A 12,392-nucleotide genomic window follows, 5' to 3' on the forward strand; every position below is an offset into this window, starting at 1 on the left:
GAAGGGGTAATGGAGATGAATCGATTTAAGGATCAAGACATGGATGTTCTGGTAGAAAGAGCCAAGGAGCTGGAATGTTTCTACCTGGTGGATGAAGCTCTGGCCGCCCCTTCCCTTTCGGACAGTTTATTTAAAATCGCGGAAGTAACCTCGGTGGGCTTTCATGACTATAAGGACTGCTCGGTATACATTATGCTGGATGGTCAGATGTATGCGGCGAAGCCCGTCATGGCAGACGGCGATACCCTGCAGTCCGAAATTGTGCTCAACGGAGTAACCCGGGGATGGATTAAGGCAATGTATCCGAAGCATATCTTCCATAATAAAGAGCGTATCTTTCTTCCGGAAGAACAGAAGCTGTTAGATACCATTGCCAACCGCATTGCGGAGAGGCTTTTTAAGGTAAACTTTCAGCCGAAGAACCGGTTTCGCGGGGATTGGGAAGCCATTATCACCTTGCTGCAGAATACAAACCGGGATATGCTCCTCTATGTGTGTGAAAAGATGCTTGCCCTCCTTGCCGCAACCAGTCCCAGTCTGGTGGACGATATTTTTGACCGGATGGACTGGAAGAAATACAGAATCCAGGGTGAGATTAATTTCCCTCTGGAAACCCTGCCTGCCTTTGACGTTACCCGATTGAGCCAGCTTCTGTTTTGCTATGCCGGCTCCTGTCTGGAAGATGCGTCGATTTATAATTACATCAGCTTATGGATTTATCAGGGGAAAACCTATGAGCTTATTAAAAAAATCGATAAGAAGGATGCGGATTTAAAGGATATTACCCATGCGCTGTCCCAGTATATGAATGCCGTCAAAGGCAATGAAATGGTGAGTGAGGCTACGAAACGATGGCTGACGGTGGAATTAATACAGAGATTTCTCACCGATAAACCAACCATGGTGGCCAATGCGCAAAAATACATATCCATCGAAGCACTCTGCAATCTTCTTGATAATGTGGTCTGTTCTCCCAAAAGCATCGGAAAAATAGGAGGCAAGGGCACGGGCTTCTTTATTGCCAATCAGATTATATCCGCCCATAGTAAGGATAATCCGGAGTTTTCCAAGATCAAGGCTCCTAAGACCTGGTATATTACCTCCGATGAGTTATCCAATCTCATTGAGCGGAACGGCCTGGATGAACTGAACGAGCATAAATACCGGGATATTCTTGAGATACGGACCAGCTACCCACGGATTATTCAAATGATGAAGAATTCTAAGTTTTCCTCTTACATTTTAAACGAGCTGGGACAAATACTGGACAGCTGCGAGGGGAAGCCTCTGATTGTCCGATCCTCCAGTGTATTGGAGGATCAGGTGGACACTTCCTTTTCCGGGAAATATAAAAGCCTTTTTATCACCAACACAGGTACAAAGGCCCAGAGACTTCAGCAGCTGGCGGAAAGCATCCTGGAGGTCTATGCGTCCTTGTTTAACCCGGATTCCATCCAATACCGGAAGGAGCGCAATTTAATCGACTGTTCCGAGCATATGGGCATTATGATCCAGGAGGTGGCGGGAACCAGGGTAGGGCCTTATTTCTTCCCCCTCTATGCCGGGGTTGCCTTTAGCAATAATGAGCTTCGCTGGTCCCCCAGAATCAAGAGGGAGGATGGGCTGCTGCGGATGGTCATGGGGCTGGGAACCAGAGCGGTGGATCGAATTGGAGATGATTATCCGATTCTGATTTCTCCGGGACAGCCAAACCTTCCGGTAAATCATTCGGCTGAAGATCTGGTCAGGTATTCACCCCAGAAGATGGATGTGTTGGATGTGGAAAATAACCGTTTTCTAACCCTCCCCATTGCTCAGGTGATCAAGGAATACGGAAATCAGATACCTCATATTAATTATGTCGCTTCTATAAGGAAGGAGGACATTCTGGTTGGCGTGAATTCTCTCACGGCGAATTTCAAATCGGACGAGCTGGTCATCACCTTTGACCATCTGATCCGAAACACCTCCATGATAAAGCAGATCCAGTCCGTCCTGGTTCTGCTGAAGGAGAAGCTGGGGTATCCCGTAGACATCGAGTTTGCCAGTGACGGCGACAGTCTTTACCTGCTGCAATGCCGTCCCCAAAGCAGGAATTATGATAATAAGCCCGTTGCTATTCCTCCCGACATTTCTTACCATAAGACAGTTTTTACGGCAGATAAGTTTATTTCCAACGGAAAGGTTACCGGGATCAAGACGGTAATCTATGTGGACCCGGCACAATACTCGGCGCTGGAGAAGCGGGAGGATTTAGTGAATGTGGCATATGCGGTCAGCCATCTGAACAGCATCCTTCCCCGGAAAAGCTTTATTTTAATGGGGCCGGGACGCTGGGGGAGCCGCGGCGACATTAAGCTGGGAGTACCTGTTGCCTACTCGGATATCAATAATACAGCCATGCTCATTGAAATTGCAGCAAAGGAATCAAGGTTCCAGCCGGAGCTTTCCTTTGGTACGCATTTTTTTCAGGATCTGGTGGAAGAAAATATTAAGTACCTTCCCTTGTATCCGGAAGATAAGCATATTATTTTTAATAAATCCTTCTTTTCCAATAAGAAAAATTTCCTGGAGGAGATGCTTCCGTCCTACGCCCATTTAAGCCGTGTGATTCGGGTCATCCAGGTAGAGGAAGCCTGTTCCGATAAAGAGCTGGTGGTCTTAATGAATGCGGATCTGGAAAAAGCCATAGCCTATCTCGATTCCCCTTCCAGGTCTGCGCAGATATCCGGATTTGAGCAGGCTGGAGCAGAGGGCATAGAAGATAATAAGGAAGACTATGGCTGGAAATGGCGCCATTATATGGCGGAACAGGTAGCCGCGGGAATGGATATGCATGCTTATGGAGTAAAGGGCATCTATCTCTTTGGAAGTACCAATAACTGTTCGGCCAGATGCAATAGTGATATTGATCTGATTCTTCATTTTGACGGCAACGATGCGCAGAAGGAGCAGCTTGCTAACTGGCTTGAGGGCTGGAGCATGGCTTTATCGCAAATGAATTATTTGAAAACCGGATATCAGTCCAATGGGCTTTTGGATATTCATTATGTCACGGATCAGGACATTGCGGATAAAACTTCTTATGCCTTAAAAATAAATTCTGTTTATGACCCTGCTTTTCCCCTTCGCATCAGGGATTAAGGAGAATAGCCAATTTCTGGTCAATTTCTGTAGGATATTCTTATTGAAATATAAAAGTTTATATAGTAAAATAGCATGAAGTGGCATCTTAAGCTATTCTTTTGCGTAAGCCCGGATTTTACAATCTACTTACGCTTTTTTGCTTTCTTTCATTTATGTATTTGATGCCGGAAACATATAAAGGAGATGAATCGATCCATGTATAAGGTACTTGCTAAGAGTATACGGGAATTTAAAAAGGCATCCATTATGACCCCTGTTCTAATTGCATTTGAAGTGTTAATAGAGGTTACCATTCCTTTTATTATTGCTTTGCTGGTGAATGAGATTAAAGCGGGGTGCGAGCTGCGTGTGATTTTATGGTACGGGTTAGTCCTGGTAGTATTAGCGGCTCTTTCCCTTACCTTTGGCGTTCTGGCGGGAAATGCCTGTGCGACGGCGTCCTCCGGGTTTGGCAGGAACTTGAGAAAGGATATCTTTTATAAGATACAAACCTATTCCTTTGAAAATATCGATAACTTTTCCACCTCATCCTTAGTAACCAGGCTGACCACGGATGTATCCAATGTTCAGAATGCCTACATGATGATTATCCGTACCGCGGTAAGATTTCCGCTGATGCTGGTCTTTTCCTTTACCATGGCCTTTGTAATGGGTGGGAAGATGGCATTTATATTTTTATTTGTGATTCCTGTTCTGGGGATTGGGCTGGCCCTTGTTATTAAAACCGTAATGCCTTTATTCAAACGGGTATTCAAAAAATACGATACCTTGAACAATTCCATCCAAGAGAATGTAAAAGGGATGAGAGTGGTAAAATCCTATGTAAGAGAAGAATATGAAAAGAAGAAATTTGAAGCGGCTGCTGCGGATGTTGCCAATGATTTTACAAAGGCGGAGAAGATTTTGGCTTTTAACAATCCGTTAATGCAATTCTGCCTTTATACCGTAACGATCTTCGTTATGTCCTTCGGCTCTTATACCATTATTACATCAAGAGGGCTTGACCTTGACGTGGGACAGTATTCCAGCTTGTTAACCTACAGCTTTCAGATTTTAAGCAGTTTAATGATGCTGTCCATGGTATTTGTTATGATAACCATTGCCAGCGAGTCCGCTCACCGTATTGTGGAAGTATTGACAGAGGAAAGCTCCTTAAAGGATGGTTCGATCAAGAAGGTAAAGGACGGCTCCATCGAATTTGAAAGGGTAAGCTTTAAATATGCTGCAAAAGCAGAGCGAATGGCCTTGCAGAACATCAATATTCATATTAAATCAGGGGAGACCATTGGCATCATAGGAGGTACAGGATCCTCTAAATCTTCCCTGATCCAGCTGATTCCCCGACTTTATGATACGACGGAGGGTGTGGTCAGAGTGGGTGGAACGGATGTCAGGGAGTACGATTTGGAAAGTCTTCGTGACCAGGTATCTGTGGTGCTGCAAAAAAACGTGCTGTTCTCCGGTACCATCAAGGAGAATCTCCGCTGGGGCAACAAGGAAGCCACCGACGAAGAATTGATAGAGGCTTGCAGGCTGGCACAGGCTCATGATTTTATTATGAGCTTCCCGGAACAGTATGATACCCACATCGAACAGGGCGGCTCCAATGTTTCGGGCGGACAGAGACAGCGTCTTTGTATTGCAAGAGCCCTTCTGAAAAAACCGAAAATACTTATTTTGGATGACTCTACCAGTGCCGTGGATACAAAGACAGACTCCCTGATCAGGAAGGCATTGAAGGAGTTCATTCCTCAGACAACGAAGATTATCATTGCACAGAGAACCGCATCGGTAGAAGACGCGGACCGCATTATTGTTATGGACGGCGGTACGGTGAATGCCATCGGAACTCACAAGGAGCTTCTTGCGGGCAATGAAATTTACAGAGAAGTTTATGTATCACAGAACAAGGCGGGTGAAGATGATGAACAATAAAAATCACAATCAGGTTAATAAAAAGGGAGTATTAAAGCGCCTGTTGAAAACATTGCTTGAATTTTACCCTGTTTTATTTCCTGTTATCGTGGCTGCGATTATATTTAATGCAGTGGTATCCGCCCTTCCTGCAATTTTTACGCAGAACATCATTGCCGAAGTAGAAAAGAGTTACAAGACAGGTGACTGGGGGGCGGTTTCCGGGCGTATCTTAGGGCTGGTAAGCTTCCTGGCGGCCTGCTATATCATCTCCCTTGGAGTGTCCTTTGCCTATAACCGTATGATGGCGGTGATGACACAGGGGGCGCTGAAAAAGCTCCGTATTAAAATGTTCTCCGGTATGCAGAATCTGCCGGTGAAATATTTTGATACCAATAACCATGGGGATGTCATGAGTTACTATACTAATGATATTGATACCTTGCGCCAGCTAATCTCCCAGAGTATTCCTCAGATTCTGTCTTCCTCTGTCATGGTGCTGACGGTATTCAGTATTATGCTGTACTTCAGCATATGGATGACCCTGGTGGTGGTTGTGGGCGTCTTTGTGATGGTTAATATCACGAAAAAGGTAGGCGGCGGTTCTGCGAAATATTTTATCCGTCAGCAGAGGATGATCGGCAAGCTGGAAGGCTATGTGGAAGAAATGATGAATGGTCAGAAGGTGGTCAAGGTATTTAACCACGAAGAGGAGAGCAAGCATGATTTTGATAAAATAAATGATGATCTCTTTGAAGATGCCAGGACAGCGAACCGGTATGCCAACACCTTGGGCCCTATCTTAAATAATGTGGGCAATATTTTATATGTTATTGTAGCCATTGTGGGCGGCAGCCTGCTGTTAACCGGGGCTAAAAACTTCAGTATCTCCGGCATGGCATTCGGAATCAGCATTTTAGTACCTTTCTTAAATATGACCAGGCAGTTTGCAGGCAATATCAATCAGGTGTCCCATCAGATCAATTCGGTTATTATGGGTCTTGCCGGAGCCTCCCGTATCTTCAGTTTAATTGATGAAGAGCCGGAGGTGGATGAAGGCTATGTTACTTTAGTGAATGTAGAGGAAGCAGACGGCAAATTGATAGAGCATGAGGAGCGTACCAATATATGGGCATGGAAGCATCCTCACAAGGATGGAACAGTAACTTATACGAAGCTGACCGGGGATGTGAGATTGGCGGATGTGGACTTTGGATATACAGAGGACAAGACCATACTTCATAATATCAACCTGTTTGCAGAGCCGGGCCAGAAAATCGCTTTCGTAGGGGCGACGGGTGCCGGTAAGACCACAATCACTAATCTGATTAACCGCTTCTACGATATTGCGGACGGTAAGATCCGTTATGACGGCATTAATATTAATAAGATTAAAAAAGCAGACCTTCGCCGTTCTTTAGGAATCGTTCTGCAGGATACTAATCTTTTTACGGGAACTGTTATGGATAATATCCGGTACGGGAATCTTACGGCAAGTGATGATGAATGTGTGGAAGCGGCGAAACTGGCAGGAGCCCATGATTTTATCACCCGTTTGCCCATGGGATATGAGACCCCTCTTACGGGAAACGGCGCTAATATCTCCCAGGGACAGAGGCAGCTCTTAGCCATCGCCCGGGCGGCGGTTGCGGACCCTCCGGTTATGATACTGGATGAAGCGACTTCTTCCATTGATACCCGTACGGAAGCCATTGTACAGCGGGGAATGGATGCGCTGATGAAAGGGCGTACGGTATTTGTAATCGCTCACAGACTTTCCACGGTTAAAAACTCGGATGTGATTATGGTATTGGAAAACGGCCATATTGTAGAACGGGGCAATCATAATGAGCTGATCGCACAGAAAGGGAAGTATTATCAATTATATACCGGAGCGTTTGAATTAGAATAGATGGTTAAACGTAAGAAACTATTGTGGATTTCGTAAGAAGATTTTATATAGCTGAGTTTAGATAATAGATAATAAATTTTAACTGGGGGACAGTAAATGCTCCCAGTTTCTTCTTTTGTATAGAACCCGGATAACATGAACATGGTTTTGGATTTCAGATAATATTTTGATTTTTATTGTAGGTACAGGTAAGATATGGTATCCTTAGCTCAATATTATATTGAGAAATAATACAATGAGAAAGGCATGAGTATAAAAATGAAGAAAATGATCATGGTGTGCTGCTTAATATACATCTGCATCCTCGCTGCCTGTAAAAATGCAGATACAGTGGTGGAAGGCAGTTTGATGGAAGAAAGGAACCCTACAGGGGCCCCACTCCAACCCAGTGTGACAATGCCTCTTGAGAATCAAGAGCCAGAAGACTTGAAGGATTATGTTTTGTCCTATCCAATCTCTGTGGAGGATGACAGAGCGCTTACCTTAAACCTGCACGGAAGGAAGCTAAGGGAAGAAGTAAACCTATATGGTATTGGAAAAATAGAAGTCTTTGACGGCAGCAATCTTATTCAGACCATTTCAATACAGGAGGCAATTTCAGCCGAGTGGAATGAACAGGGTGTGGATGGGGATAGCTTTGGCGGCTATACAGAGGCCTTTACACCGGATGGATCGCTGACAACGGTTGACATGAACTTTGACAGCTCTCAGGATATAGGTCTGATGAGCTGGATTACAAATAATAACCTTCCTTATTATTACTGGCTTTGGAATGAAGAGCAGGAACAGTTTGTATATTCTTTTTGCCTGACCGGTGCTGAGTTGGATGAGGAGAATCATCAGCTGCTTTCCAAAAGCAGAGATGGAGCACAGTATCTTACGGAGTATTATCAGTATGATGAGAGCGGAAGTCTGCAAGCTGTGAAACGCGTTGTGGAAACTTACGGCGGAAGCGAGGTAATTACAGAAACCTATGAGCTTATAAATGGTGAATGGCAGGAAGTAAAATAATGCTTTGTGGAATACCCCTGTGAGCAGTCGGAATCTCACAGGGGTGTTTCTAAGCAATCATCCTAAAATGCCTTTATCTCTGACAATCCTTTAGGCGTTGTAACAAACTTCTGACTGCGGCTCTTGGGCTTATCCGGGATTGTCATATTCAGCAGGTTTTCTTCTACCAAGGGGTATACATAGGTCTGCATTGCATAATATTGTGTCATTCGGATCAATCTCGAGATCTCGTCCCTGGTGCGGGGCTCCTGGCATAAAATGTGTATGTCTTTCCGGACATCTCCTGTGGATTGTAGCGATAGGAAGCATATCGGTGGGCTTTAAGCTTAGAAATAAGGGCATAAGGCTGTGTGGACTGATATTGACTATTATAATGGTGGCGAGATTCATCGTTGTGGATCTGAACCAGGAGAATTCGATTACCCGGGTTCTTGCATTGATAGCAGGAGGCGGCCTGTGCTTTTTGATCAGCTTTATTTATAACAAACTGAGTGAGAATTACTCATAAAGAATGGATGCATTAAAAAATGGATACATAAAAAGCTCCTGGGACATTTTTCGTGCCCCAGGAGTACTGTTTTTGGAAGATCGCAGGACCGTTATGCTCCTGCTTTAATTTTTTTATAAAGATCAGCGATCTGATCCCAGTCCAGCACGGCATATAATGCGTTAACATAGTCAAGGCGCAGATTCTTATACTTCAGATAGTATGCATGCTCCCATACATCGATACCGAGGATGGGGGTCCATTCGCCGTGGCTTTCCATAAGGGGATTATCCTGGTTAGGGCTGGAGGTTACCTGCAGCTTGCCGGATTGATTGGCTGATAGCCAGGCCCAGCCGGAACCGAATCTGGCCGCCGCCGCATTATTTAATTTCTCTTTCAGGCTGTCAAAGCTTCCGAAATCAGCTTCAATCTGTTTTAACAGCTCTCCTTCCGGCTTTTGCGAGCCCTTCGGTGAAAGAGTGGAGAAGTACAAATTATGGTTATAATATCCGCCGCCGTTATTTCTTACGGCTGTTCTTGATGCCTCATCCGGCAGCTGATCCAAATTGTTCAATAGATCTTCAATGGATTTATGAGACAATTCTGGGTGCTTATCAACAGCAGCGTTCAGATTTGCAGTGTAGGCAGCGTGATGCTTGGTATAATGGGTAACCATCGTAAGCTCGTCAATATGGGGCTCCAGTTCATTGAAATTATATTTTAATTCGATTTGTTTAAACATAAGTATCGCTCCTTTAAGATAATATTTGTTTGGTGCATATATGAATTATACAATAGATATCTGAAAAAAGAAAGCATTGTTTACAATTTAATTGTAAAATATTGAACTTTCTATATATCTGACAAATAATAATAATGAAAATCAATATCATTTGTAAAATGTGACTATGTTTTCCCTGGGTCAAATGGGCAATTGGATTTTTGATCAGGCTGGCTAGTGGAGCGCACAATGATCATGGTAACCTGAAGTCGGTGCCTGATGTGCAGCAGCGAATTAAGGTGATATGCTGCTTGAATGAAAGATATAATAATATAAAGGTTTTTGAAGAGAATAGTTATGATAGAAATTAAAAAGATGGAAGGAGTGTTGCTATATGAATCCGGGACAGGAGATGTTTTATCATTTTTTTATGGAGCGGGCAAGGGACGACAAGAAGGAAGAGGCAAAGTCTTTGCTGGAGGATAGCTTTGCACGGCAGGCCGCGGGAACCTTTGATATGGCATATTTTCAGGAAATCATGCCTAAGTTTTATGCAGTAGTTAAACCGGAAACGGTAAATGAAATAAAAGAAGCAATGGATCATTTTGCGTCAAGATTGTAAAAATCGGCCATCAGATAAGGCCTTCCATGATTTATTCTGTCATGGGAGGCCTTATTTTTTTAATATCCTTTTGCTATTGCAGCTTTTTCTGCTTCGTCAGAAGTCGTGTCGGAAGAAGTGATTACATAGGGCTCCGCATTAACCGATATGGAGGTGCCGTCTGTGGTGAAGACAATGCTGCCCTGTTCGTCAGTCCGGTACAGATGAATAGCCCGGTCCTTCATAACCTGCATGGTCAAGGAATGGGGATGCTCATATTTGTTTCCTTTTCCAACACTGATCACAGCGTAGTTCGGATTAACCTTATCCAGAAAATTAATTGTGCTGCTGGTAGAAGAGCCATGGTGACTGAGCTTTAGTACGTCGGCGGATAAATCAATGCCGTTTTCCAACATTTCGGCTTCTGAAACAGTCTGGGCATCACCTGCCAGCAGGAAGGAAGTATTTCCGTAAGTAAGTTTTATTCCGATGCTATAATCATTCAAGGATTCATAGCCGGATGAATTGGGAGAGATGATGACAAAGGATGCATTGCCGAGAGTATAGTTATCCCCAACCACAGGTCTAATAATAGTAAGCTCCTTATCCGCAATTACGTCCAGCACATCTTTGTAATTCTCGGAATCAATGGAAACGTCCGGCAGGAGTACATGATCTACATCAAAGGCATTCATAACGGTATCAAGGCCTCCGATATGATCGTTGTGCGGATGAGTGCCAATCACATAATCCAGTCTTTCTACTCCCAGCTTTTTTAAATATTTTGTAACGGTATTTCCTTTTTCATTTAAACCTGCATCGATGAGCATGAAGCGGTCATTATCCTCGATCAGAATGGAATCCCCCTGTTCGACATCAATAAAGTGAAGCCGGACGACCGGGCTTGCTGTGGGGGAAGGTGTATTGCTTGCGGCAACCTCCGAAGGAGTGGGAGCAAGGGTAAGGATTGCAGTAGGAGAGATAGCCGGGGGAGTGCCGGAAGGGGTGGGAGAGGCATTGGTTGGAGAAATACTCGGAGTGCCCGTTGGCTGTATATTATTATCGGAAGCAGCAGGGCGTATCAGAATCCATACTGCTATAAATAATAGGGTTACAATTCCAATTAGGGGAAGAAGAATTACTGCTTTGTTTCTTTTATTTCTATTCATTGTGAATCTCCTTGTATGATATGTTTCATTGATATTTTCCAATCACATGATTTTGAGCAAGCTCGCATCATGCTCATTCCGCTTTCATTATATCATACATACAAGCAGCCAGAAAAGCATCATTGTGTGTAAAAGAAGAACTATTGACGGTGATATATATGCGTGATACAATTAAATTGCTTAAAATATGATTTTTTCAAAGGAGAATGAAAATGACACTTTATGATATCACGGCTGCTTTTGAAAAGAGTATTGCTAAGCTTTTGGAGGAATAATATCCTTTCTGTGTATGAGTTTCTGTTTCCGCATGTCAGAGGCTGACAGAAGTGATGTACAGATCATCATAGGTTTTATAAAAGTATTCACAGGTATTGGTATTCATAAATGCCGTATATTTTGTATAGTCATAAGCATCCTGGCTGGTTATTACCGCTCCTTTTGGGATGGAGACACTTTCCATGATATGAAAGCATGCGGTAATTGCCTCCCGGCTGTCCTTCGGCACAGGGATATGTGCCTTCAGATAAGCGGTCCGCACAAAACGTTCCGGAGAGGTAAAGCCGCCCGGAAGGGGAAACGTTCCCCCGGCTTGGCCGAAGGGGGTTAACTGGGCATTATTCCAGAAAACCTTCTCTGTCTGTGTCGGAACCGCTCCCATATAGTTTCTCAAATTAGTTATATGCCATCGGAAATCAGGGCTATTGGACATAACGCCAATAGGATTGTTGATTAATTCCAGACCTTTTTCTGTTGGTTCAATTACCGCACATGCTCCGCTTCTGTCGGTGGCAATCCAGTGCAGCGGTGCTATGGTATGGGTGACCGGATCGGGAATACCGATGATGGAGGTATGGTTTACCAGTTGGGATAATTCCTCTACAGAAGCGCATCTGCCCAGGATGTAGTGGAGAAAATCAATGGATGCCACTGCTTCGGTACCCTTGCCGGCGGGCATTGTGCCATAACGGGCATATCCGGCAAAGTACAGGACCGCTGCGGCAAAGCCTTTCTCATTGACACCATCAAAAAAACCAAGGATTCCATCCAGTTCCTGACCCAGGCCGATAAATCGGTAGGAATCTTGGAAAACATTATTAATGTTCAAGCTGCTGTTCCATTGATAAGAGCTGGGGACGATATAAGGACGGGGTATAATATCATGTGAGAAATCCATGGTACGGCCGAAGAATTGCTCTCCGGACTGAGATTGCAGAGTCATTGCAGTACACATACGGACTACCTCCGGAATGCTGTTTATATAATATATTACAGGAACATAAAACATGTTCCTGTAATCGAGGTGTACAATGCAGTGCAGTTATTCTCATAATGTGTATTACAGGAACATAAAACATGTTCCTGTAATCGAGGTGTACAATGCAGTGCAGTTATTCTCATAATGTGTATTACAGGAACATAAAACATGTTCC

At 44.0% G+C, this 12,392-nt stretch carries 10 protein-coding genes; 6 read left to right on the forward strand and 4 right to left on the reverse strand.

Annotated elements, in window-relative coordinates:
- Positions 1-15 precede the first annotated feature (15 nt).
- The 4 genes from HNQ56_RS19890 to HNQ56_RS19905 all read left to right on the forward strand — a co-directional run bounded on the left by HNQ56_RS19890 (position 16) and on the right by HNQ56_RS19905 (position 7,984).
- Positions 16-3,144, forward strand: coding sequence for a PEP/pyruvate-binding domain-containing protein (locus tag HNQ56_RS19890; protein ID WP_429149746.1), 3,129 nt, complete (start codon positions 16-18; stop codon positions 3,142-3,144).
- Positions 3,145-3,342: 198 nt separating this feature from the next.
- Entirely contained in the window at positions 3,343-5,082 is a 1,740-nt protein-coding gene (locus HNQ56_RS19895; RefSeq protein WP_429149748.1) for an ABC transporter ATP-binding protein, read from the forward strand.
- Positions 5,072-6,973 carry an ABC transporter ATP-binding protein gene (locus HNQ56_RS19900; protein ID WP_429149796.1) on the forward strand — a complete coding sequence of 634 codons (1,902 nt, stop codon included), beginning with the start codon at positions 5,072-5,074 and terminating at the stop codon, positions 6,971-6,973. Before HNQ56_RS19895 ends, HNQ56_RS19900 begins: the two co-directional genes overlap by 11 nt.
- Before the next feature lie 258 nt (positions 6,974-7,231).
- Entirely contained in the window at positions 7,232-7,984 is a 753-nt protein-coding gene (locus tag HNQ56_RS19905; RefSeq protein ID WP_429149750.1) for an XAC2610-related protein, read from the forward strand.
- 62 nt (positions 7,985-8,046) lie between these two features.
- Here the strand turns inward: HNQ56_RS19905 and HNQ56_RS19910 are convergent, their stop codons facing one another.
- On the reverse strand, positions 8,047-8,295 hold the full coding sequence (locus tag HNQ56_RS19910) for a Fic family protein (protein WP_429149799.1): 249 nt from the start codon (positions 8,293-8,295) through the stop codon (positions 8,047-8,049).
- On the opposite strand from HNQ56_RS19910, the gene HNQ56_RS19915 reads away from it, so the two are divergent.
- Positions 8,187-8,492 (forward strand): DUF2339 domain-containing protein, encoded by a 306-nt coding sequence (locus HNQ56_RS19915; RefSeq protein ID WP_429149753.1) that lies wholly within the window; start codon positions 8,187-8,189, stop codon positions 8,490-8,492. The two genes, HNQ56_RS19910 and HNQ56_RS19915, sit on opposite strands and share 109 nt — an antisense overlap.
- A 91-nt stretch (positions 8,493-8,583) precedes the next feature.
- Here HNQ56_RS19915 and HNQ56_RS19920 read toward each other — a convergent pair whose 3' ends face one another.
- Positions 8,584-9,213 (reverse strand): superoxide dismutase, encoded by a 630-nt coding sequence (locus tag HNQ56_RS19920; protein WP_429149755.1) that lies wholly within the window; start codon positions 9,211-9,213, stop codon positions 8,584-8,586.
- 373 nt (positions 9,214-9,586) lie between these two features.
- Here HNQ56_RS19920 and HNQ56_RS19925 point away from each other — a divergent pair, with 373 nt between their 5' ends.
- The gene (locus tag HNQ56_RS19925; protein WP_429149758.1) at positions 9,587-9,814 is read left to right on the forward strand and encodes a hypothetical protein; all 228 of its coding nucleotides are present in this window, start codon (positions 9,587-9,589) and stop codon (positions 9,812-9,814) included.
- A gap of 59 nt (positions 9,815-9,873) precedes the next feature.
- Here HNQ56_RS19925 and HNQ56_RS19930 read toward each other — a convergent pair whose 3' ends face one another.
- On the reverse strand, positions 9,874-10,962 hold the full coding sequence (locus HNQ56_RS19930; protein WP_429149760.1) for a ComEC/Rec2 family competence protein: 1,089 nt from the start codon (positions 10,960-10,962) through the stop codon (positions 9,874-9,876).
- Between the two features lie 310 nt (positions 10,963-11,272).
- Positions 11,273-12,193: a choloylglycine hydrolase family protein gene (locus HNQ56_RS19935; RefSeq protein WP_429149763.1), complete on the reverse strand. Its 921-nt coding sequence runs from the start codon at positions 12,191-12,193 to the stop codon at positions 11,273-11,275.
- Positions 12,194-12,392: the final 199 nt, after the last annotated feature.

The organism is Anaerotaenia torta, from assembly GCF_050433395.1.
Classification (GTDB): Bacteria; Bacillota; Clostridia; order Lachnospirales; family Lachnospiraceae; genus Mobilitalea; species Mobilitalea torta.